Origin of the sequence: Mucilaginibacter sp. CSA2-8R, assembly GCF_038806765.1 — a bacterium.
GTDB lineage: Bacteria > Bacteroidota > Bacteroidia > Sphingobacteriales > Sphingobacteriaceae > Mucilaginibacter.
On the sequence record NZ_CP152389.1, the window covers coordinates 4816171 to 4839323 of the forward strand.

At 42.0% G+C, this 23153-nt stretch carries 19 protein-coding genes; 13 read left to right on the top strand and 6 right to left on the bottom strand.

Annotated elements, in window-relative coordinates:
- Positions 1 to 3: 3 nt before the first annotated feature.
- From AAGR14_RS20510 to AAGR14_RS20525, 4 genes are all read right to left on the bottom strand, one after another.
- A complete protein-coding gene (locus AAGR14_RS20510) occupies positions 4 to 1542 on the bottom strand; it encodes a RagB/SusD family nutrient uptake outer membrane protein (RefSeq protein WP_342646113.1) in 1539 nt (512 codons plus the stop codon).
- Between the two features lie 24 nt (positions 1543 to 1566).
- A complete protein-coding gene (locus AAGR14_RS20515; protein ID WP_342646114.1) occupies positions 1567 to 4917 on the bottom strand; it encodes a TonB-dependent receptor in 3351 nt (1116 codons plus the stop codon).
- 125 nt (positions 4918 to 5042) lie between these two features.
- A complete protein-coding gene (locus AAGR14_RS20520; RefSeq protein ID WP_342646115.1) occupies positions 5043 to 5984 on the bottom strand; it encodes a FecR domain-containing protein in 942 nt (313 codons plus the stop codon).
- 71 nt (positions 5985 to 6055) lie between these two features.
- Entirely contained in the window at positions 6056 to 6649 is a 594-nt protein-coding gene (locus tag AAGR14_RS20525; RefSeq protein WP_342646116.1) for a sigma-70 family RNA polymerase sigma factor, read from the bottom strand.
- 208 nt (positions 6650 to 6857) lie between these two features.
- Between AAGR14_RS20525 and AAGR14_RS20530 the strand changes: the two genes are divergently transcribed.
- Positions 6858 to 7301: a hypothetical protein gene (locus tag AAGR14_RS20530; protein ID WP_342646117.1), complete on the top strand. Its 444-nt coding sequence runs from the start codon at positions 6858 to 6860 to the stop codon at positions 7299 to 7301.
- An 81-nt stretch (positions 7302 to 7382) separates the two neighbouring features.
- On the opposite strand, the gene AAGR14_RS20535 is transcribed toward AAGR14_RS20530, so the two are convergent.
- Positions 7383 to 7616 carry a hypothetical protein gene (locus AAGR14_RS20535; RefSeq protein WP_342646118.1) on the bottom strand — a complete coding sequence of 78 codons (234 nt, stop codon included), beginning with the start codon at positions 7614 to 7616 and terminating at the stop codon, positions 7383 to 7385.
- Between the two features lie 219 nt (positions 7617 to 7835).
- Between AAGR14_RS20535 and AAGR14_RS20540 the strand changes: the two genes are divergently transcribed.
- From AAGR14_RS20540 to AAGR14_RS20575, 8 genes are all read left to right on the top strand, one after another.
- Complete coding sequence (locus tag AAGR14_RS20540) at positions 7836 to 9485, top strand: tetratricopeptide repeat protein (RefSeq protein ID WP_342646119.1); 1650 nt, start codon at positions 7836 to 7838, stop codon at positions 9483 to 9485.
- A 254-nt stretch (positions 9486 to 9739) separates the two neighbouring features.
- Complete coding sequence (locus tag AAGR14_RS20545; protein ID WP_342646120.1) at positions 9740 to 12514, top strand: TonB-dependent receptor; 2775 nt, start codon at positions 9740 to 9742, stop codon at positions 12512 to 12514.
- Between the two features lie 22 nt (positions 12515 to 12536).
- On the top strand, positions 12537 to 13790 hold the full coding sequence (locus tag AAGR14_RS20550) for a right-handed parallel beta-helix repeat-containing protein (RefSeq protein ID WP_342646121.1): 1254 nt from the start codon (positions 12537 to 12539) through the stop codon (positions 13788 to 13790).
- A gap of 80 nt (positions 13791 to 13870) precedes the next feature.
- Positions 13871 to 14965, top strand: a complete 1095-nt coding sequence (locus AAGR14_RS20555) for a phytase (protein ID WP_342646122.1) — start codon at positions 13871 to 13873, stop codon at positions 14963 to 14965.
- A gap of 156 nt (positions 14966 to 15121) precedes the next feature.
- Positions 15122 to 16525, top strand: coding sequence for a dihydrolipoyl dehydrogenase (lpdA, locus tag AAGR14_RS20560; RefSeq protein WP_342646123.1), 1404 nt, complete (start codon positions 15122 to 15124; stop codon positions 16523 to 16525).
- Positions 16526 to 16652: 127 nt separating this feature from the next.
- On the top strand, positions 16653 to 17093 hold the full coding sequence (locus AAGR14_RS20565; protein ID WP_342646124.1) for a sterol desaturase family protein: 441 nt from the start codon (positions 16653 to 16655) through the stop codon (positions 17091 to 17093).
- Between the two features lie 125 nt (positions 17094 to 17218).
- A complete protein-coding gene (gene murB / locus AAGR14_RS20570) occupies positions 17219 to 18238 on the top strand; it encodes a UDP-N-acetylmuramate dehydrogenase (protein ID WP_342646125.1) in 1020 nt (339 codons plus the stop codon).
- A gap of 290 nt (positions 18239 to 18528) precedes the next feature.
- Entirely contained in the window at positions 18529 to 19068 is a 540-nt protein-coding gene (locus tag AAGR14_RS20575) for a sigma-70 family RNA polymerase sigma factor (protein ID WP_342646126.1), read from the top strand.
- 113 nt (positions 19069 to 19181) lie between these two features.
- Here AAGR14_RS20575 and crtI read toward each other — a convergent pair whose 3' ends face one another.
- Positions 19182 to 20666: a phytoene desaturase family protein gene (crtI, locus tag AAGR14_RS20580; RefSeq protein WP_342646127.1), complete on the bottom strand. Its 1485-nt coding sequence runs from the start codon at positions 20664 to 20666 to the stop codon at positions 19182 to 19184.
- A gap of 179 nt (positions 20667 to 20845) precedes the next feature.
- Here crtI and AAGR14_RS20585 point away from each other — a divergent pair, with 179 nt between their 5' ends.
- Genes AAGR14_RS20585 through AAGR14_RS20600 form a run of 4 tightly spaced genes read left to right on the top strand, consistent with a single transcriptional unit; the run spans position 20846 to position 23059 of the window.
- Positions 20846 to 21598, top strand: a complete 753-nt coding sequence (locus AAGR14_RS20585; RefSeq protein WP_342646128.1) for a phytoene/squalene synthase family protein — start codon at positions 20846 to 20848, stop codon at positions 21596 to 21598.
- Positions 21598 to 22143 carry a hypothetical protein gene (locus tag AAGR14_RS20590; protein WP_342646129.1) on the top strand — a complete coding sequence of 182 codons (546 nt, stop codon included), beginning with the start codon at positions 21598 to 21600 and terminating at the stop codon, positions 22141 to 22143. Before AAGR14_RS20585 ends, AAGR14_RS20590 begins: the two co-directional genes overlap by 1 nt.
- Entirely contained in the window at positions 22140 to 22826 is a 687-nt protein-coding gene (locus AAGR14_RS20595) for a lycopene cyclase domain-containing protein (RefSeq protein WP_342646130.1), read from the top strand. Before AAGR14_RS20590 ends, AAGR14_RS20595 begins: the two co-directional genes overlap by 4 nt.
- Positions 22823 to 23059 (top strand): cytochrome b5 domain-containing protein, encoded by a 237-nt coding sequence (locus AAGR14_RS20600; RefSeq protein ID WP_342646131.1) that lies wholly within the window; start codon positions 22823 to 22825, stop codon positions 23057 to 23059. Before AAGR14_RS20595 ends, AAGR14_RS20600 begins: the two co-directional genes overlap by 4 nt.
- The last annotated feature ends 94 nt before the right edge of the window (positions 23060 to 23153 follow it).

Below are 23153 nucleotides of genomic sequence, written 5' to 3' on the forward strand. Positions count from 1 at the left end.
GCATTAATAACCTGGATTTTGAATCACTGCTCCCGAACTGAGATCAACTTCGGGCTGTGGGATAGGGTATAGCAACTTATTAGTGTTTACTATATAAGTGTCGGCCGTTAAATAATTTACCTGTGTTTTTAGCTTTGCGCCAAAAGCATTTAACACATCAATGGCTCTGCCGGTGCGCACTAAGTCGTGCCAGCGATGATTTTCAAAGGCCAGTTCAACACGGCGCTCATGCGCTATCACATCACGCAGTGCAGCCTGGCTTGTGGCAGTGGCAGCAGGCAATCCGGCACGCAGTCTTACTGTGTTTAAAGGAGATAAAGGAGATTTACCCTGCTCATTTTGAACTTCGGCCAGTAATAACAATGCGTCTGAGTAACGGTAAACAGGAAAGTTATCGCTTGATCCGGTTACGGCAATTAGCGGAGGATGCTCATATTTTTTGATATAAGGCACACCAATCTTACCGGCAGCCGGTGTGTAATTTACTACACTTTTGTTAGCCGAATACGTGAACAGATCGCTGGTATTGTAAGTACCCTCAGCAATCCCGATAGATGCGTCCAGGCGCTTATCATTAGCCTCATAAGTACTTATTAAATCTTGTGTTGGGGTATTCCAGCCACCAGTTGAGCTATTATTGATAACAATACCAGTAATAATTGAAGTATTGGTACTCCGCGGTAAAAAATGAAACGGTAGCGGGTTAGGTGTTGTACCTAAAACGGTTCCTTCTAAAAACTGCACATCAAACAACGACTCTTTACTGTTTTTATTAGCCGGGGTAAACGCATCAGCATAGTTGGCATTTAATGCATACCCCATACTGCTTAAGGTGGTTAATAAGGTTTCGGCATCTGCCCATTTTTTTTGGGTGGCATAAACTTCGGCCAATAACATCGTAGCCGAACCTTTAGTAGCCTCACCGGTTTGCGGAAACTTAGCCGGGGCACTCAGTTCACTAATGGCGTCTTTTGCATCCTGAATAATTTGCGCATACACAGCATCGGCAGCAACACGTGGTAAAAAAGTATCCTCAGCTTTGGTTACTTCTTTTAAAAACAAGGGCACACCGCCAAACAGCCGCACCAGTTTAAAATAATAATAAGCTCTTAAAAATTTAGCCTGCCCGTCAATAGGCTGCTTGGTTGCATCGTCAAAATCTGCCAGCTTTAAGCGTTCTATTACAATATTGGTGCGCGAAATACCGGTGTAGCAGTGCTGCCATACGGCATTCACATAATCGTTGGTAGAGGTATTGGTAAAATTAGAAATGCTTTCGCGATACAGGTAAGCCGTGCCACGGTTACTGGGGTAAGGTTGATAAATGGTGTTATCAGACCGCATCTCGGAGGTAAAATAATCGTTCACTAACACATCACGCAGCGGTGCATATGCGGCTACCGCAGCTTGTTTAAATTGGTCGGCTGTTTTGTAAAATGAGGCATCAGTATACGAATCTTTTGGGGCGAGGTCTATATACTCTTTTTTACATGCCGTTGCCGTAAGTGCAAGCAACGCAACCATGATATATATTTTTTTCATAAAATTGATTTGAATTTTGATTGCTTATTTAAATGAGGCAGAAAGGCCAACCGAAAAAGTACGCGGAATAGGGTAAGCATTTTCATCTACACCAATACCCAGGGTTGGGTCCAGTCCAGAAAAGTTGATTTCAGGATTCATGCCCGAATATTTAGTAAGTACGAAAGCCTGTTGTAGCGAAGCATAAACCCGAAGGCCCCGTAGTATAAACTTATCTTTCAGGTTAAAACGATAGCCTAACGAGATATTTTTAGCGGTTAAATATGATCCGTCTTCCACCCACTGTGAGTTTACCTGCCGCCCCATACCGGTAGTACCGGTTTTAGTACGCGGATAAATGCCTGAGCCAGGATTTTCGGGCGAACGCCAGCGATCTGCCGCAGCGGCCAGCATCACCCGCGATCCGTCGAGGTTGGTTTGATAAGCCCACTTGGCAGCATTTAACAGTTTACCACCAACCGAAAAAGCCATGCTTATATTCAGGTCCCAGTTTTTATAGGCAAAATTGTTGGTTAAACCGCCTGTAAATTTTGGTGTTGGGTCGCCTATGAAAGTACGGTCGTTTACATCGTCAATTACACCATCACCATTTATATCCTGTACTTTGATGGTACCCACATCTGATGCACTGCCGTATTTGGCAGAGTTAGCCAGGTCGGCTGCATCTTTATATAAACCCAAGAAAACAAAGCCATAAAACTCACCTAAATGGTGCCCAACCTGCTGGCGGAAGTAATCAGATGACACGGTATTATTGCGCCGTATAAAGCCCGGATCTACCAAATCTTTGATCAAATTACGATCAATCGAAATGTTTAAGTTGGTATTCCATTTAAATTTGCCGGTCAAATTCGTCGAGTTCACCGTAAACTCATGTCCCCATAATTCTATTACACCAACGTTACTTAAAATGCTGGTAAAACCAGATGCCTTAGGGATGGGCCGCTGCATAATTAAACCATCTGATATTTTGTGGTAATAATCATAAGTGAAGTTGATGCGGTTGTTCAGGAGAGCAAAGTCAACACCAATATCAAACTGCTTATTGCGCTCCCACCTTAGTTCGCTGTTAGCCAAACGATTTATAGTTTGCCCAGCTACTGATGCACCACCAAAAGCATAATAGTATTTGCCAATAGTAGCCTGAGCATCATAATTACCAAAAAAGTTATTACCGGTAATACCATAACTGGCGCGTATTTTCATCAAGTTCAGAAAGCGGAAACGCTCCATAAATTCCTCATCGCTCACTACCCAACCGGCAGAAACTGACGGAAAATTACCATAACGCTGATTTTCGCCAAAACGGGATGAACCGTCACGGCGGATGGCACCTTGTAACAGGTATTTGCCTTTGTAATTATAATTTAACCGGGCAATGCTCGATAACAATGCATACGAATTGTAAGAACTATTACCTGCCGAAAGGCTGGTAGCTGCGGTTAGATACGGAATATCATCACTCGGAAATCCTAAACCTGTTAGCGTATTATTATAACCGGAATATTTTTGGGCAGAATAACCGACCAAAGCTTCCAGGTTATGCTCGCCAAATGATTTGTTATACACTAAGTTGGCTTCAGCAGTATAAGAGCCGTTGTCAATTGAGCTGCTGGTACCTGTAGTTTGCCCAACCGTTGAGGTTACTACACCCGATTGGAAGTACTGCCGCGTTTCGCCGCCTTTGTCAACAGCTAAGTTTGTTTTGAGGCTTAAACCCTTTATAAACTCATAATTTAAATACCCATTGGCCAGTATGCGGGTGGTTTTATAATCATCGTTGGTCAAATTAAATTGGGCCAGCGGGTTAATGTAGGCTACCATACCAGCCGAGTAAGTGTCGCGGTTGTAAGTACCATCGGCATTAAAAGGAGACTTTAACGGACTGGCCTCAAATATCCGCTCAAATAATCCGCCTACACCGTCAGTACTTAAGCGATTATTATGATCTAACCGGTAACTTGGCGCTACCGAAAAGCCCATCTTGAGCCGGTTATTCAGCGAGGTAAAATCCTGGTTAATCCGTAATGAGAACAATTTGGTACCGGTGTTAATTAATACGCCTTGCTGCTCCTGGTAACCGGCAATAACCGTTGAGGTAGATCTTTCGCGGGCAGAGCGAATTGTTACATCATAGTTTTGAATAGGCGCTGTGCGGGTTAACAGTTTAAACCAGTTTGTACCTTCGCCATACTGCTCAGGGTTAAGGTATTCGGCAGGTGTTGCTGTGGTATATCCCGGTTCGTATTTACGCGAGTCTTCAAATTTTTCTTTCATGTACTGAGCAAAGCCCCGGGCATCCATCATTTTAGGCACACGCTCACCTGGTATTTTTTGTACGCCGTAATTAGCGTTAAATTCTACCTGCGAATCTCCGGGCTTAGCATGTTTGGTGGTAATTAATACTACGCCGTTAGCTGCACGCGAACCGTAAAGTGCCGTTGCAGATGCATCTTTTAATATACTGAAGCTTTCAATCTCGGATGGGTTGATGTTATTAACGCTGCCAGTAACAGGAATACCATCTACCACAAACAGGGGCTGGTTGCTGGCATAAAAAGAAGCGGCCCCACGTATACGAAACTCTACCCCACGGCCTGGCTGGCCGCTGCTTTGCGCTATTTGCACACCGGCCGCCTTGCCCTGCAGTTGCTGTGCAAACTGCATTACCGGCATATCCTGCAGCGGCGCTGCTTCAACCTGGGTAATAGAGCCGGTTACCTCGCGCGCACGTTGTTTACCGTAACTTACCGTTACTTCCTGCAGCAGTCCGCCCGGCGAAAGATTAATATTTACTGTAGTAGTTTGATTTCCGTTTACTTTTACCATGGCCGACTCGTAGCGGTTGTAACCTACAAAGGTTACCGCCATTTTATAAGTACCTTCGGGTAAGGATACGGTATAATAACCCTCGGCATTAGTCATGGCGCCGTAAGTAGTGCCCTCAATACGCACCGAAGCGCCCGGCAAAGGCTCGCCTTTTTCGTCAATCACACGGCCGCTAATTTTGCCCGATAATTGTCTGTACAACACAATGTTACCGACCTGTGCTTTAAATCCAATTTCCTGACCTTTAAATAAGCTGGTCAGTATAGCTTCAAGCGTTAAATTGCTATAGTTAGATGACTGAGCTTTTTTGTTGCTTAAGTTTAAAAATGCTTCGTCGAAGGCAAAAACCACGTTTGCCTTTTGCTCCAGTTTTTTAATTACCGACGAAAGATTTTCATTGCCGACATTAAAATTCAGCCGTTTGTTTATATCCTGAGCTTTAGTGTCTGTAGCCTTTACGGTGACCAAACCAATGGAGAGAGAAATGGATACAAGTAAGAATGTGACACGCATAAATTGCCCCCAATACTTCGTATAAAAAATCATATTTTTGAATTGCTTTGTAATAAGTTGAAATGTTGCCAAGCGTAGCAGGTAACGGTCTGCAAACCTTTACTTGCTGATGATAAAGCCGGTTCCTGCTGCAACAGGGCCGGTTTTTTGTTTTAAGTTTAATATAGAACTGCTTCGCTGCCCTCCTTTCTGTAATGCGCATTATGCATCAGGCCAATCATTTTAAGCACATCCTCGGCTTGTAGATTACGCTTGATGCGCAGTGTAAACAAGTAGTTAAGCACACGTTTGTTACCTGCCTTTAAATTGATTTTATAGATGTTTTTAAACATTAAAGCCAGTTCTTGAAACCCTACTCGGTTTAGATAAGTATCGCCGTCTTTCCAGCTTTGACTTTCGGCTGCAGTAACCATTTGCTGCATAACAGAGCCGTTTTTACGGGTATAAGTGAGTTGCTTTCCGGGGGATAAAAAGGCAAGCAGCTTTTTGCCGTGGGTAACGCCCACCCTACCGGTTGATACCGTTACTTTTAACCCTGGCAAAGCATGGTATGCTTTGATATTAAATGAAGTGCCCAGTACCTGTACTTGTATAGGCTGGGTTTGCACCCTAAAAGGTTTACGTTGGTTATGCTTTACCTCAAAAAAGGCTTCACCTTCGTCCAGGTATACTTGTCGCAAGGAGTCGTTGAAGGTGGATGGGACGCGTACCTTACTGGCTGCGTTAACCCAAATTACCGAACTGTCGGGCAAAACGAATTGCTTTACTTGCCCGGCCTGAGTTTGTATGGTAACAAACGTTGTTTTTAATAAAACTGATGGTTGAGTAAACAGGTAGGCAAGTGTACCAATAGCTGATATAAGCAATACCGTTGCGGCCACACGATACAGGTTCCACCTGCGCGTCAATGGTGGGTTAACTACTTCTCCAATTTGCCGCTGCATAGTCAACCTAATGCGTTCACGCGACTCATCGGTAAGCGACTGTCTGTTCTCCTGCCGATATGACTTATACCAGGCTTCGATCAGCGCTGTTTCAGTTTCGTTACTTTTACCTTTAAGATAACGGCTGAGTTGATTTTTAAATTGATGTATATCCATTAGCGGCTTTTCAATAACAAGTCGTTAAAAAGCCGCCAGAGTACTTATAATTTAAATTACCATTGCGTTAATTAATTGTAAAGCATCAGAAGTGCGATAGCCAGGTAGGCGGTATTTTTTTCAGGGTGGTTTTTATTAACTACTATACGCAGTCGGCGTAATACTTCGGAGATGTAATTTTTTACGGTTTGTTCTGCAAGCCCTAATTTAACAGCAATCGCTTTTACCGAATGATTACTGCTACGTAGCTCATAGATGCGCTGCAGCATTTCGGGCATATGGCTTACAGCTTCGGCGAGGGTATGCTCAAGCTCCAAATAACCGGCATTGGCATGGATAGAATCTTCCAGTATCTCTATCCGCTGCAGAGCATCCTCCATACGCTGCCTGCTAACCTTTTGCAACCTGAAATAATCAATCACACTTAAGCGCACGGCACTTAATAAATAATATTCTAACGAAATATGGATTTCTAAAACCTGCCGCCGCTGCCATATTTTAATGAAAATTTCCTGTACAACATCCTGAGCAGCAGCTTCATCACTTAAACGACTCCACGCTGCTTTAAACATTTTTTCCCAATAGCGTTCAAACAGCTCATCAAAAGCTAAATGGTCATCCTGCTTAATTTGTTGTAGTAGCGCTGCGTCCGAAAAATGTTTCATTTTAACTAATACCACAAAGCTACATGCCCAATGTTAAGTTAACTTTAACTATTAAAAAGCAGTGTTTTTGTTACAATGAAAAAAAATCAGTTACGATATGTGTTGCCGGCAGCCAACAAAATCTGACGTTTTTTGGTAATTGCTATTTAACAGCGCTAAAATATTTCAATTACAAAAACTTACTGCCAAAACTATTTGTAATTAAGTTATGAGTACCAACTCCGCTTCGGCATCGCAACTCTATAATGTAAGCCGCGGACAGATAGAGCATTACAATATGTCTATCGGCCTGCGCCTTATTTGGTTAAATAACTGCCTGGCATTTATGTTCGGCATTTACTCGGCGCTTACTATTTTCCAGTCGGCAACACCTTACTGGCATACCAAAGCGCAAATGATGAGTGTAGTTATCCCATACATTGGTGTTGCAGTAAGTTTATTTACTTTAGTAGATGTTGTTATGGGCATTGTACGTATGGGCAACGTACTTAAACACTACAACTTGGAAGGGCAAAAAGAAATGTCGGGATTACCCATGCTGGACGGAACGGCAACTGATCGCTTTTTTCAGCGACTGTCACCAGTGGCTCAATCCATATTTTTTATGATGGTATGGCTTTATCTTATATTATACGATAAGCACATCTTTTAGATAGCCAATTACTGAAAGGTGAGAACCATTTTAACTGGCGCCCACCTTTTCACATAAAATTACATCAGGCGATTTTTTTTATTAAACGTAGGCAGCAGCCGATTCTTGAGCAGGTTGCTCTTTTTTGATGTTTATTTTTTTAGAAAGCTTTTTGGCCAATTGCTTTGACTCTTTTTCAATTTTTTTATCCAGCTTTTTCGATCCCTCTCCATATTTAACAGTTAACTCTTTTAAGTCTCCAATTAATCGGGCCTGGATTTCTTGCTTCGCTTCTTTACGTACTGACTTAAGTTGATCTTTTAATTTATCTTTCATATTATTCTGTATCTGCGCATTAACAAAAGTATATGATATTACTATCAAAGCAATATTATGTTTTTGTTAAACTTTAAGCTCAATGTTAAGAAATATTGTCGTCTGAATACTTAAAATCCATTGTCACTACGCGCTTAACATTAAGATAATATTTGTTTATTTCTTTTGTAACAGACATTCATCAGTTTCTGTGTGCTTTTGATATTTCTGTCATCTCTGATGCAACAAAAAGCCAAATTTTTAATACAATTACAAGTCCTTATCATCGGCTTTTTGATGATGCTGCCATTGCAGAGTTTAGCTCAATTAACCGAAGCAACAAATTTAAGTAAGGCACAAAATTTATCATCTTATAAACCAGACTCTGCGCTGATGTTATTAAAGCAGGTGCATGCCAGGGCGGTGTCTAATCATCAAACTTTGGTGGCAGCACAAAGCCTGCAGCAAATGGGTCAGGTATGCTATGAACAAGGTCATTATGCCCAGGCGTTAGATTTTTACCAGCATGCCGAACAACTGCTCGAATCAGAAAAACAAAAAGATAAACTTGCGGGCAACTGGAGCAAAATGGGCCTGCTCTATTATTATAACCGGCAACCCAAGCAGGCCAAAAAGTTTTATTTAAAGGCTCATGAACTTTACCGCCAAACAGGCAACAGTGAAGGCCAAGCCCAAGTTTTAGGTGAATTAGGACATCTGTTTGAAAAACAGCAACAATATCAAACGGCCTTTAGCTACCAAAAGCAGGCCTTAGCTAAGTACCGGCAGGTTGGCTCAAAGTTAGGTTTAGCCAAAATTTATGAAAACATCGGAAGTATTTATGAAGACCTGGCCCGGTACGACTCGGCCTACTATTACTTTAACCAATCAGTACAACTGTACGAAAAGCAGCAAAATACGATAGATGGCATTGAGGTTATTAATAATTTAGGCGACGTTTTTCGTAAAAGCGGGCGATATCAGGATGGGCTACAGCAATCTTACAAAGCTTACCATCTGGCGCAGCAAATGCACAATACGTATCAAATAGCTGCCGCCACTCATGATTTAGGAAAGACGTACCAATTGCTCAATCGCTTGGATAGCGCCTATTATTATGCTGAACTGAGTCGTAAATTATCTTTAGAGATTTACTCTAAAGACGGTTTGAAGCAAACATCGTTTTTACAGGTGCTTTATAACTTTAATAAACAAAACGACGAAATAGCCCGGCTTAATACCATCAAAAAAACTAATTACATTATTACCGTTGCGGTAAGCATCGTAGTGCTTTTGCTGATTATTTTGGGTGTGGTAATTTTTAGCCGGCAACGGCTCAAAATAAACGACCAGAGGTTACTGGCCGAACGCAACGAAGCTATTTTTAAAACCCAGCACGAACTGATGCAACTGGAGCTTAAAAACAAACAGCTACAGGAAGAAACCTTGCAACAGCAGTTAGAACTTAAGGGTAAAGAACTATCCTCGCACACACTCAACTTAATACGCAACAACCAACTGCTTGAGCAAATGCGCAATACTTTGCAGCAAATGGTTAAAGACGATAAACGCGACCAGAAAAAACAGATGCAGCAAATGGTGCATCAAATAAATCAGAGCTTTAACCACGAGCAGCAATGGAAAGAGTTTACCGCTGCTTTGGAGCAGGTACACCAGCGCTTTTTTGAACGCCTAAAGGAAATAAGCACAGACCTTACCCCTACCGATATTAGACTGATTGCACTAATCAAGGTAAACATGGATTCGAAAGACATCTCAGGCTTATTAGGAATATCAATGGATAGCCTGCGGGTAGCCAGGCACCGGCTGCGCAAAAAGCTCAATCTTGATCAAGGCGAAAATTTATCGGCATTTATCCAGTCGCTCTAAAACTCCCCTTAGGATCAATAAGCCTCAAGCCTTAACATTTGCTTAATGTAACGGTAACTGAATGATAATGGAGAATAATAAACTTACAAATTATTATTAGTCAGATATTTACAGATACTTAGTAACGCTTGATTAACGCTCATTGTAACGGTGTTTCCTTTTTGTAACCCCCATAAAAAGGTATTTTATTTTTGAGTAACACACCTTTGCAGTATTAAATCCGGCCGAAAGTTTTCGGATTAAAATACCCTGATATGAACAAACTGTTACAAACTTTTTTGCTGCTGACGCTAAGCATTTTTGCTGCACAGGCTACTACTATTAAAGGTCATGTTTATGACAGCAAAACCGGTGAACCCTTAACCGGAGCTACTATCTCGCTCGATAAAACAAACAAAGCAACCTCCAGCGGTTTGGACGGATCTTTTAAAATTGATGATGTAAAACCAGGCCATTACACTTTACGGGTTAGTTATATCAGTTATAAAACTACATCACTCGAGATTGAGGCTACCAAAGAGAAAGATGATTACCATCACCTTAAGTTTTACCTGGAGCCGGCAGGTAAGGATTTAGCAGTTGTTTCGGTAATGTCTAAACAAGTTCGTGGCAGCGAACGTGAGGCGCGCCGCTTAGAGCAAGTATCTGTACCTATTGCCAACATCGTTTCTGCAAGAGCTATTGAAGTTTCTCCCGATCTTACAGTAGCTAACGTTATACAGCGGGTATCGGGCGTGTCTGTTGAGCGTAATAGCAACGGTGATGCACAATACGCCATTTTGCGTGGTATGGATAAGCGCTACAACTACACTTTAGTAAACGGCGTAAAAATTCCGAGCCCGGACAACCAGTACCGCTATGTTCCGCTAGATATTTTCCCAGCTGATATTCTGGAACGTTTGGAAGTTTACAAATCACTTACCCCTAATATGGAAGGTGATGCTATTGGTGGCGCTGTAAATATGGTAATGAAATCGGCTCCCGACCGACTGCAGGTTACTGCCAACGTTGCCACCGGTTATAACCAGTTATTTTTTGACCGTAAATTTATGAGCTACGATTATGGCAGTATTAACCATAAATCGCCTTATGAAATTAATGGCCGTGCTTACCAGGCTAAACCAAGCGATTTCCATAAGGGTGTCTTTAATTACAGCCTGAAAAACCCGGCACCCAATCTGGTTGGAAACCTGTCTATCGGTCAGCGCTTTTTAGATAGTAAATTAGGCATCATTGTGTCGGGTAGTTATCAAAACACTTACCGCGGCAGTAACAGCACACTATACAGTTCGTCGGTTAGCGGTACAGATGCGTACGCCACTATCACCAGTAAAAGCGACCGAAAATATTCTGAACAGCAAAAACGCTACGGCTTAAACGCCAACGCCGACTATGTTTTCAACACACACAACAAGATAAGCCTTTATAACTTTTATGCCAGGCTTGATAATATCCAGGTACGCGATGCAGTAAGCACTGCTTACAATGGCGTTTATAATCCACAAGCCGGTAACGCCGAACTTACTTACTCAACCCGCAGCCGTTTAACGGAGCAACAAATTTACAACAGCACCCTGCAAGGCGACCATAAATTATTCGACGATCATTTTAAAATTCACTGGTCGGGCGTTTACTCATCTGCCAAAAATGACGTACCTGATAATACCACCATCAGTGTAAACGGCCTGCGCCAAAATAACGTAGACAGTCGCACCGTATTGGTCACCACAGCACCTGTTACCCGCCGTTGGGAACGTAATACGGATGAAGATAAAGCCGGTTATTTAGACCTTACCTATACCGCTAATATAGGTGGTTCGCCGGTTGACTTTAGTGCAGGTGGTTTATACCGCGATAAGCAGCGCAGCAACTTTTTTAACAACTACACTTTTGCACCGGTTACGGCAACAGACCGTTACGGTGTAAACTTTCAATCTTATACAGACGTTGCCTTATCAGTTACCAACCCTGGTGGCGGCGTAAACAATCCGCTTACTTATGATGCTTCCGAAAAAGTGGGAGCCGGTTATGGTATGGTAAAGTTTGCCATCAACAAATTACAGGTAACCGGTGGTGCCAGAGTTGAACATACCAACCAGGGTTACAATATGCTTTTTCCGGCAGGCGAATTGCGCCCTAATGGCAAACAGGTATACACCGATGTATTGCCCAGCTTAAACTTAAAATACCTGCTTAACAACAACACCCAGCTACACGCCTCTTATTATCGAGCATTAAACCGCCCCGGTTTTTATGAGTTGATTCCTGGCGGTATTGCGAATGAAGATTACAAAGAAAAAGGCAACCCCGACTTGAAACGCGCCATAGCAGACAACTATGACTTACGCTATGAATTATTTTCGCCAACGGCCGGCCAATTATTTTTAGGTGGTTTTTATAAACGCATCCAAAACCCAATTGAATACACCTTTCAGGCCGATGCTACCCGCGGCCAGGATACTTATTACACACCAGGTAACTTTGGCACGGCTCATAATTTTGGTGCTGAATTAGATTATATTAAATACTTTAATAAAGTAGGTGTTAAAGCTAACTATACCTATACTAACTCGCGTATTACAACGCCTAAAACGGCACGTCGCATTAACAGCGCTAACGGTAACATCGAAGCTTACCTAGTTGATCAAACCCGACCACTATTCGGCCAGTCGGCACATATTGCCAACGTTTCGTTACTATATCGCGATGTTAAAAAAGGATGGGATGCACAATTAGCTGCGGCCTACACCGGCGAGCGCATCAATACCATCTCTCAGTTTTTAAACAACGACTTATGGCAAAAAGCCTTTATCCAGATGGATGCCTCTGCCGAAAAGCGCTTAAAACACGGCATCACCATTTTTGTCAAAGCTAACAACCTTTTAAATACACCAACCAAGCTGTTAATTAAAGGCACCAACCCTGCCAATAATAACATTGCCGAAAACCTGGTAAGCAATGGTCAGACGCTTATCCGCAACGATTACTACAAACAGAGCTACCTGATTGGCCTCCGTTACAAATTGTAAACATCCTTTAAAGATATAACACATGAAATTTCAACACATTTTTGCAGCACTGGCCTTAGCCGCCGTAGTTTTCACGGGATGTGAAAAAGCAAACATTGATGTAGATACTACCCCGGCCGATGGCTCGGCCATGGGCGAGGTATCAGGCGTATGGCTTAAAGGCAGCACCCAGGTAATTAAAGGCGATATCGTAATACCTGCCGGCAAATCGTTAACCATAGAAGAAGGTGTGACCGTGCTGATGGACACTGTGGCCAAACCGGAAATTATTGTAAAAGGCAACCTATACTCATTAGGTACAGAGCAAAACCCGGTTAAATTTACGGTAAACGAATTTTATAAAACAGCAGCCAAAAAGTTTGGTAAGTTATGGGGTGGTATACTGGCTGCACCAAGCTGTGCCGAGTTGGTATTAGACCATACTATACTTGAATATGGTGGCAGCACCACATCAGATGCATCAACTTCTGTAAAACAGGGTTTGTATAAGGCAGTAGCCGGCGAGAACCTGCCTGCATTATGGTTCTCTAATATAAACGGCAAGCTGATTGTGCAAAACAGCACCTTCCGTAACTTTCAGGAAGACTGTACTTACATTGAGGGTGGTAAAATCATCTTTGCTAACAATGTATTTTACACTACCGGCGTAACCGGTGGCGAAGCCATGAACTTTAAATCAGGCTGCGTGGCAGACTTGGCTAACAACTTAGTTTACAGCACTAATACTAATGCCTTTAAACTTTCAAACAGCGGCGACCGCCCAACACAAGCCTACATTATTGCTTACAATAATACTATGGTAAATACCGGATGGCGCCGTCCCACAGCTAAAGGCGGCTCCGTATGGGTCGAAGCTTCTGTGCGTGCTGAGTTGTATAACAACCTTTTTGTAAATATCCGTTTTGGTATTAAGCGCGATACCAAAAAGCCCGAAGACAGCCGCTCTATTTACAGCAATAACTGGTACTACGGATACGACCAAACAACCGTTAACCAATTCCAGCCAACGGCCGAAATTATTGCAGGCACCAATGATGTTATCAGTAAAACTGCTGGCGCTAACGACCCGATGCTGGTAAATTACCCATTAAGTACCTCAACCAGTACTGCGGATTATAACACCGCCTGGGATTTCCATTTACAAGCAGGCTCGGCAGCATTAACCAAGGGCAAAACCAATTTTACACGTAATTACGCTTCGGGCATTATTGTTAACGGCGTTAATTATACCTCGCCTGCACCATCTAACTATGTAGGTGCTTACGGTATCAAATAAAAACAGTTTTAATAATTATTATCTCATTACTTTAAGCGGCGTTGTTTAATAGCAACGCCGCTTTTAAATAGCACATTATAATGCATAAGCTTACCATTAGCTATATAAGCTTTTTAGCTTTCCTTTCTGCAGCCGGCACCAGCTGCCAGCCATCTTCTGGCACTAAATTACCTCCGGGTGTTGTGGTGTCGGCACTGGTTAAACCTGTAATTGTAACCCAACAGGTAAATTATGATACCGACGATCCGGCTATTTGGTACAATGCAGCCAATCCGGCACAAAGCCTGATTATAGGTACCGACAAAAACGCCGATGGCGGCTTATATGTGTTTGACCTGGACGGTAAAATTATTGCCAATAAAGTAGTAAAAGGTTTAAAGCGCCCTAATAATGTTGATATTGCTTATGGCTTGGTACTTAATGGTCAAAAAACAGATATTGCCGTTACTACGGAGCGCATGAGTCATAAGCTTCGCATTTACGCTTTACCCGATATGAAACCGGTTGATAACGGCGGCCTGGATATGTTTATCGGCGAAAACGGTTTTGAATACCGCGACCTGATGGGCATTGCCATGTACACCGCTAAAGACGGTAAAATATATGCTATTGTAGGCCGTAAAAACGGACCGAAAGAAGATGGTTATTTATGGCAATACTTATTAACCGACAATAGTACCGGAACAGTTAAAGCAACACTGGTTAGAAAATTTGGCGCTTACAGCGGCAAAAAAGAAATAGAAGCTATTGCCGTTGATAACGAGTTGGGCTACATCTATTACTCGGATGAGCAGGTAGGCGTACGCCAGTACTATGCCGACCCTAATAAAGGTAACCAGCAACTGGCCTTGTTTGCCACCAAAGGTTTTGAGGCAGACCACGAAGGCATTTCTATTTATAAATCAACCGACACTACCGGCTATATCCTGGTATCTGACCAGGGCGCTAACCGTTTCCATGTTTTTACCCGCGAGGGTACACCGGGCAACCCGTTTGAGCATCGCGAACTGAAAGTGGTACCGGTAGCTGCTCAGCAAAGTGATGGCTCGGATGTATTAAATAAACCTTTAAACGCACGTTTTAAACATGGCCTGTTTGTAGCCATGAGCGACGACAAAACCTTCCATTTTTACCGTTGGGAAGACATTGCCGGTAAAGATTTAAATGTGAAATAAGCCTTTGCTTTAAGCAACTGCTGATTCATCAGCAAAACTTCAAAATTGCATAACCGTATGGTAGCAAAGTATAGTATATCATTAAGTTTACTAAAAAATTACCCGTTTTATAGCAGGTAATATTACCTTTGAAAACTATCAAAATACTATACTGTTATGCAATATGATGTTATTGTTATAGGCTCGGGCCCGGGCGGCTACGTTGCGGCCATACGTTGTGCGCAACTGGGCTTAAAAACTGCCTGTATTGAAAAATACAGCACCTTTGGCGGTACCTGCCTAAATGTAGGCTGTATCCCTTCAAAAGCATTACTCGACTCCAGTGAGCATTACCACAATGCTGCACATACTTTTAAAACTCACGGCATTAATTTAGATAACCTTCAGATTGATTTTGGCCAGATGGTAGCTCGCAAAAATGAGGTGGTTGCTCAAACTACCGGCGGTATTACTTTCTTGTTCAAAAAAAATAAAATTACTTCTTACCAGGGTTTAGGTTCTTTTAAAGACAAAAATACTATTGTTATTAAAAAAGCCGACGGTAGCGAAGAAACCATTACTGGCAAAAATGTTATTATCGCTACCGGTTCGAAACCGTCAAGCCTTCCGTTTTTACCTGTTGATAAAAAACGCATCATTACTTCTACCGAGGCTTTAAACCTGCCCGAAGTACCTAAACACCTGGTGCTCATTGGTGGCGGCGTTATTGGCCTGGAGTTAGGTTCGGTTTATGCCCGTTTGGGTGCCAAGGTATCGGTAATTGAGTTTATGGACTCTATTATCCCTACTATGGACAAACAGTTGGGTAAAGAGCTGCAAAAAGTGTTACAAAAACAAGGTGTTGAGTTTTACCTGGGTCACAAAGTTACCGGCGCCAGCGTAAACGGCGACGAGGTAACGGTTACCTTCGACTCACCTAAAGGTGAAAAAAAAGAACTGAAAGCTGATTACTGTATGGTAGCGGTTGGCCGTGTAGCCTATACTGACGGCTTGGGCTTAGAAAACATCGGCATTACGGTTGAAGAGCGCGGCCGTAAAATTACCGTTGACGAGCACCTCGAAACTTCGGTAAAAGGTATTTATGCCATTGGCGACGTAGTACGCGGTGCAATGCTGGCTCACAAAGCCGAAGACGAAGGTACTTTTGTAGCCGAATTGATTGCCGGTCAAAAACCACACATCAATTACAACCTTATTCCGGGTGTGGTTTATACTTGGCCTGAAGTTGCCAGCGTTGGCCAAACCGAAGAGCAACTGAAAGAAAAAGGTGTTAAATACAAGGCAGGCTCATTCCCGTTCAAAGCCAGCGGCCGTGCACGTGCCAGCATGGATATTGACGGTTTTGTAAAAGTACTGGCCGATGCAACCACCGACGAAATTTTAGGTGTACACATGATTGGTCCGCGTGCGGCCGACATGATTGCCGAAGCCGTAGTAGCCATGGAGTACCGCGCCAGCGCCGAAGATGTAAGCCGCATGAGTCATGCTCACCCAACTTACACCGAGTCGATGCGTGAGGCTTGTCTAGCTGCTACCGACAACCGGGCAATCCATATTTAAGGCATTTATTGCTGATTGATTTTTATCAATCGGTATTGATATTAAAGTTGCAAGATTATTGGTCTTGCAACTTTTTTTGTTTCCTGGTGTTTTCTATCATTGAGCAACAGCTTAAGGCATTATTTAAATGAGTGTATTAATTGATATAGGTATAGTACTGCTTACCATTGCCGGCATGGAGGCACTTTCGTGGTTTATCCATAAATATCTTTTTCATGGGCCGTTGTGGTTTATTCATAAAACACACCACCAGCAGCGTCATGGCTGGTTTGAGCTGAATGACATATTCAGCATCGGGTTTGCCTTATTGTCGTTATGGCTGATGTGGCAGGGGCGCAATGCTTATAATGCCGGCTTTTTTATAGGCTTAGGCATTACTATCTATGGCCTGATCTATTTTATTTTTCACGATTGGTTTATTCACAATCGTTTTAAGGCATTTAAAACAACCAACAGCTACCTGCTTAGCATCCGCCGGGCACACAAAATTCACCATAAATCTACGGAGAAGCTACCTTCGGAAGAATTCGGGCTACTGGTGGCCAGTAAGAAGTATTTTAAGAGATAACCGGTTCACTAACTGGGAATATATTATCATAATTAGTACGTTGCTTAATTGCCTGCTTAAGCCATCTGTAATTATCTCAATAAAATTCCGAAATTTAACCCCACTAAAGTTCACATCCAACTCCCATGCTGCAAATAGAAGAAAACGTATCTCTTAAAAACTTTAACACTTTCGGTATCGAAGCTAAAGCGCGTTATTTTGTAGAGATTAACCATGAGGAGGATTTGGCTGAACTTTTTATGGATCCGCAATGGCAGCAAATCGAAAGGCTGGTATTAGGCGGCGGCAGCAACATGCTCTTAGTAAATGATTTTAACGGCTTAGTCATCCGGCTAAATATTCGCGGCATCGAGCATCGCATCAATCACGATAATGTTTTTATTGAAGCAGGTGCCGGCGAGGTTTGGAACGAGCTGGTAAATTACTGTGTAGACCACAACTTTGCAGGTATGGAAAACCTGAGCCTCATTCCAGGCTCGGTCGGCGCATCCCCCATACAAAACATAGGTGCTTACGGTGTAGAGCTTAAAGACGTATTTGAAAGCTGCCGCGCATTCGAAATTGCCACCGGGCAAATTAAAACCTTCAGCAATCCCGATTGCCGGTTTGGCTACCGCGAAAGCGTATTCAAATCAGATTTGAAAGGGCAATACATTATCACTTCTGTTAAGTTCCGGTTATCGCTTACTCCGAAGCTCAATTTAAGCTATGGCGCTATCGAGCAGGAACTGGCAAATCGCGGCATCACGCAACCAACTATTAAAGAGGTATCACAGGTAGTAGCTGCCATCAGAGTATCTAAACTGCCCGATCCATCTACTATTGGTAATTCAGGAAGCTTTTTTAAAAATCCGGTAATATCGCAATTACAGTTTGCAGATATCCAGAAACAATATCCGCAAATAGCGCATTATCCGGCTGGCGAAAACCAGATTAAGCTGGCGGCCGGCTGGCTTATTGAACAGTGCGGTTGGAAAGGAAAAGTGGTTGGACATACTGGCACCTGGAAAAATCAGGCCCTGGTTCTTGTTAATCACGGTGATGCTACAGGGAAGGAGATCTACAATTTATCGTCGCAAATCATAGACAGTGTGTATACAAAATTTGGCGTTGCGCTTGAACGCGAAGTAAATATTATTGATTAACCTACACTGCTCTACACAATACTATACACATTTGTGTACAACCGTAATTTGAATAAAATAAATACAAGATTTGTTTTATTGATTTAGTTAATTTTTTGTCGTTTAAGAATATCGTTATTAAGAAACTGAAAAACAGCGGTTTAATAAACGTTGATTTGTTTCAAAAAATCGAACTTTCTCTCTTTTAAAGAATATTTAAGTAGGTATTTATAAAATAAAGGTACAAGACCGCTATAAAAACGGTATCATGTTTGCCAATGTATCTGTACAAAACTTTAACAGATAACAGAATGACAAAGATTGAGTTTAACGCCATGGTACTGCGCCAAGCCAGTTCATTACGCTCATACGCACTGCACTTCACTCATGACGCAGATGACGCTAATGACCTTGTCCAAGACACAATGTTGAAGGCAATAACTTACTACAATAAGTTTAAAGAAGGAACTAATTTAAAAGGATGGTTGTATACCATCATGAAAAACACATTTATTAACAACTACCGTCGCTTTGTAAAAATGAGCACGTTTGTTACTAAATCTGAAGAAATATCGTCAGCTAATTTGGTTTTCAGTTCAACCAAAAACCAAGGAGAGTCTAAATTTGTGATGGATGATATCCGTCGTGCTTTAGACCGCTTACCAGAAGATTATTATGTGCCTTTCACCATGTACTTTGAAGGTCACAAATACCACGAAATTGCCGACCACCTGACTATTCCAATCGGCACTGTTAAAACCCGTATTCACGTAGCTCGTAAATTATTAAAGAAAAATCTGAAAGCATATGACAATGGCGTTAAAAAGCCAATTTATGCCGACGAAGAATAGTCGCGAAATACAGAATTCAATACAAACAAAAAAGGTTTGCTTATTTAAGCAAACCTTTTTTGTTTAGAGAAAAGTACAAATTGACTTTAATTAATGTTTATATGTTACCCTTTCTAAGCAACTCCTTCTAATATTTTAATCGCTTCGTGCGCAACAACCTGACCCGAAATTAACGCCGGAGGGACGCCCGGTCCCGGAACAGTTAATTGCCCCGTATATAGCATATTTTTTATCTTTTTAGCTTTCATGCTCGGCTTTAAAAAAGCTGTTTGCATTAAGGTATTGGCCAAGCCGTAGGCATTTCCTTTAAAAGAATGGTAATCTGCTTTAAAATCGTTCATGGCATAACTGCGCTTCACGATGATGTGATTACGAATATTTTGACCGGTTACCGCCTCGAAACGAGTAAGCATCACATCGAAATATTTTTCGCGCATCTGTTCACTGTCTTGCAGACCGGGTGCTAAAGGCATTAAAAAAAACAAGTTTTCGCAACCTTCGGGTGCTACGCTACTATCTGTTTTAGATGCACACGATACATAAAACAGCGGTTTGGTGGGCCATTGCGGTGCGGTATAAATCTCTTTAGCGTGCAGCTCAAAATCCTCATCAAAAAACAGGTTGTGATGCTCAACATTGGTCAGCTTTTTACTCACCCCTACATAATATAATAAACTGGAAGGCGACATGGTACGGCTGTCCCAATACTGATGTGTATAATTTTGATATGGTTTACTTACCAAACTCTGGTCTACATGCTCATAGTCAGCCCCGGCAATTACAAAGTCAGCCGTAAAATCGCCCTGGGTAGTGCTTATGGCTGAGGCCTTGCCATCGTTTACACTGATGTTTTTAACTTCTGTATTAAGTTTAAACTGCACGCCATAACTTTCGGCCAGTTTTACCATAGCTTGTACAATCTGGTTCATACCTCCCTGCGGATACCAGGTACCCAGCACCAAGTCGGCATAATTCATCATACTATACATAGCTGGTGTATTTTGCGGCGTGGCACCTAAAAATAACACCGGAAACTCCAGCAGTTTAATCAGCTTAGGATTTTTAAAATACTGCCGCACATGTTTGCTCATGCTGGTAAGCAGCTGTATACCTAAGCTTTTTTTAATCAGGCTTAAATCAAAATACTCGGTAACAGAATGTGATGGCTTAAAAACGTACTCGCCCATACCCACCTGGTATTTGTACTCGGCTTGTTTTAAAAACTCCTGTAAGCCTTTGCTGCTACCGGGTTCTATTCCATCAAATAAACGGTACAGGGCGTTTATATCTGCCGGTACGTCAATCGTATCATCCTTACCGTAATAAACCCGGTAGCCTGGATCCAGGCGCTTCAGTTCGTAAAAGTCGTTCACCTTTTTGTTAAAAAGGGCAAAGTAATTTTCAAACACATCGGGCATCCAATACCAGCTTGGTCCCATATCAAAAGTAAAACCCATTTCTTGCCAAATACGCGCACGGCCGCCTGGCTGGTCGTTCTTCTCCAATATCGTTACCTGATATCCTTGTTTAGCCAGCAAAGTAGCGGCGGCCATACCAGAAAAGCCGGCACCTATTACAACAATGTTTTTCGGGGTCATTACGGTTCTACAAGGCTAAAGTAACCAAATTGTTTTGTGGCCAAACAAAACAATTTGGTATAAATTAATGTACATTTGGTATAAGCCCGCACTACCTGATGAATTTGTATGACGAAACCTGCTTCGAATGCAGTAAAATTATCACCAAGATGTATAGCACGTCATTTAGCAAGGGCATTATGGCTTTTGATAAACGGTTTCGCTATCCTATTTATGCTATTTACGGTTTTGTACGATACGCTGACGAAATTGTAGATACTTTTCATGATTACGACAAGCAGCAGCTGATTGCCAACTTTAAGGCCGAAACCTTTGTGGCCATTGAGCAAAAAATTAGCTTAAACCCGGTTTTACATTCTTTTCAGCAAGTGGTTAACCACTATAATATTAGCCATGACCTGATCGAAGCATTTTTGCGCTCGATGGAAATGGACTTGGATTTAACCGCCTGCGATGGCGAAGAGTATAAAGAATACATCTACGGATCGGCTGAGGTGGTAGGCTTGATGTGCCTGAGCGTTTTTTGCGAAAACATCCCCGAACTTTATAAGCGTTTAGTGCCTATGGCTCGCAGCTTAGGCGCAGCTTTTCAAAAAATAAATTTCTTGCGCGATGTTAAATCCGACTTCGAGGACCGGGGACGCACTTATTTCCCTAACGTTGATTTTAAGCGCTTTACAGAGCGCGACAAGCAATGCATCGAAAAGGATATTGAAAAAGACTTTGATGATGCCTTTACCGGCATTAAACTTTTACCACCCGGAACGCGTTTAGGTGTTTACATTGCCTATATTTACTACCGTCAACTGTTTAAAAAAATAAGCAGAACACCGGCCAATACTATTTTGCAGAAGCGCATCCGTATATCTGATACTCAAAAAACTGCATTATACTTTAAAGCTGTTCTGCATCAAAAGTTAAAGGTGATTTAATGAAGTGGAAACCGTTTGCAGCAGCATTAGTACTTTTTATATTAATGCTGGCAAATACTTTACATGCAGATACTCCCAGTCCTAAAGTTATACGCAAACAATTGTTAGAAGCGCTCGACCGGCGCAGCCTTACCGATTCTTTATACAATACGCTTTCGGCCGAGCCCAACAAAAGCCCGCAATATCTTTGCTATTTAGGAGTAGTGCAGGCTTTAAAAGCTAAACATGCCTGGAATCCGTATTATAAGGTTAAATACCTCAACGACTCGGAAAAGACATTACAGCAGGCTATTAATCACGAACCGGATAATATTGAAATTCGTTTTATGCGTTTCTCAATTGAACATAATGTGCCTGGCTTTTTAGGTTATGGCAAACACCTGGTTGCCGATCGTGAAGAAATGATTAAACAGCTTAACGCCAAACATTATGGCACGGCCGACAAAGATGTGGTGATAACCATCATCAAGTTTTTGTTAGATTCTAAACGCTGTACGCTCCACGAAAACGAAACGCTTAAAAAACAGTTAGCCGCTTTAAAGTGAAATACGCTTACCTGCTCATCAATTTTTTGACTATCATTTTCCCAGTACTGCTATCTTTTGATAAGCGGGTAGCTTTTTATAAAAGCTGGAAATACATCTGCCCGGGTATGGCTTTAACGGGACTGGTATTTTTGTTTTGGGATGTACTCTTTACTGTTAAAGGCGTATGGTCTTTTAACCCGGCTTATATTATAGGCCTTAAATTTTTCGACTTACCGTTAGAGGAAATTTTATTTTTTTTAACAGTGCCCTTCTCATGCATATTTATCTATGCATGCCTCAATTATTATGTAAGATGGTCTTTGCCGCAAACTATCAGCAAAACTATCTCTTTGCTGGTTATCATTTTATGTGCGGCCATGCTATCGGTGTATTACAACCGCTTATATACGGCCGTCAATTTTGGCTTTTTAATGGTGGTACTCATTGTGTTGCAGTACGTGCTTAAATCAAATTGGCTCAACCGGTTTTACATGGCATACATAGTTTCACTGCTGCCATTTTATATTGTAAACGGCATTTTAACTTCGATACCTATTGTTATGTATAACAATGCCGAAAATATAGGCAAGCGGGTAGGTACTATCCCTATCGAAGATCACTTTTACTCTATGGCCCTGCTGCTTATGAATATTGGTTTTTTTGAGTATTTTAAGCGTAAAAATAAAGCTTTAACGGCATGACCAATTTACCTGCTTACACCCGGTCGCAGCTGGCCTTGCGCAATGGGCAGGACAAACCCCAGATATGGGTAGCTTATGAGGGTAAGATTTATGATGTAACCCAAAGCCGCTTATGGCTCAACGGCAAACACTATGAACATTGGGCCGGCCAAGATTTAACCGAAGAACTTGCCGCTGCGCCACATACTGCTGATGTATTTAGTCGTTTTAATGTCATAGGAATACTTAAATAACGTACCTTACACCAAAACATACAACAACACGTTTATACTTGAAAGTAAACGTTAAAATTGCAACAAATGAGAAATTTGATTTCAGTACTGAGCA

Excerpts from the sequence above, each read along its gene's own strand:
- lpdA (WP_342646123.1), top strand. The coding sequence starts at position 15,122 with ATGCAATATGATGTTATTGTTATAGGCTCGGGCCCGGGCGGCTACGTT.
- AAGR14_RS20525 (WP_342646116.1), bottom strand. The coding sequence starts at position 6,649 with ATGAAACATTTTTCGGACGCAGCGCTACTACAACAAATTAAGCAGGAT.
- AAGR14_RS20600 (WP_342646131.1), top strand. The coding sequence starts at position 22,823 with ATGACCAATTTACCTGCTTACACCCGGTCGCAGCTGGCCTTGCGCAAT.
- AAGR14_RS20520 (WP_342646115.1), bottom strand. The coding sequence starts at position 5,984 with ATGGATATACATCAATTTAAAAATCAACTCAGCCGTTATCTTAAAGGT.
- AAGR14_RS20540 (WP_342646119.1), top strand. The coding sequence starts at position 7,836 with ATGCAACAAAAAGCCAAATTTTTAATACAATTACAAGTCCTTATCATC.
- AAGR14_RS20590 (WP_342646129.1), top strand. The coding sequence starts at position 21,598 with ATGAAGTGGAAACCGTTTGCAGCAGCATTAGTACTTTTTATATTAATG.
- AAGR14_RS20575 (WP_342646126.1), top strand. The coding sequence starts at position 18,529 with ATGACAAAGATTGAGTTTAACGCCATGGTACTGCGCCAAGCCAGTTCA.
- AAGR14_RS20515 (WP_342646114.1), bottom strand. The coding sequence starts at position 4,917 with ATGATTTTTTATACGAAGTATTGGGGGCAATTTATGCGTGTCACATTC.
- AAGR14_RS20545 (WP_342646120.1), top strand. The coding sequence starts at position 9,740 with ATGAACAAACTGTTACAAACTTTTTTGCTGCTGACGCTAAGCATTTTT.
- AAGR14_RS20535 (WP_342646118.1), bottom strand. The coding sequence starts at position 7,616 with ATGAAAGATAAATTAAAAGATCAACTTAAGTCAGTACGTAAAGAAGCG.
- AAGR14_RS20585 (WP_342646128.1), top strand. The coding sequence starts at position 20,846 with ATGGCTTTTGATAAACGGTTTCGCTATCCTATTTATGCTATTTACGGT.
- murB (WP_342646125.1), top strand. The coding sequence starts at position 17,219 with ATGCTGCAAATAGAAGAAAACGTATCTCTTAAAAACTTTAACACTTTC.
- AAGR14_RS20565 (WP_342646124.1), top strand. The coding sequence starts at position 16,653 with ATGAGTGTATTAATTGATATAGGTATAGTACTGCTTACCATTGCCGGC.
- AAGR14_RS20550 (WP_342646121.1), top strand. The coding sequence starts at position 12,537 with ATGAAATTTCAACACATTTTTGCAGCACTGGCCTTAGCCGCCGTAGTT.
- AAGR14_RS20555 (WP_342646122.1), top strand. The coding sequence starts at position 13,871 with ATGCATAAGCTTACCATTAGCTATATAAGCTTTTTAGCTTTCCTTTCT.
- AAGR14_RS20510 (WP_342646113.1), bottom strand. The coding sequence starts at position 1,542 with ATGAAAAAAATATATATCATGGTTGCGTTGCTTGCACTTACGGCAACG.
- crtI (WP_342646127.1), bottom strand. The coding sequence starts at position 20,666 with ATGACCCCGAAAAACATTGTTGTAATAGGTGCCGGCTTTTCTGGTATG.
- AAGR14_RS20530 (WP_342646117.1), top strand. The coding sequence starts at position 6,858 with ATGAGTACCAACTCCGCTTCGGCATCGCAACTCTATAATGTAAGCCGC.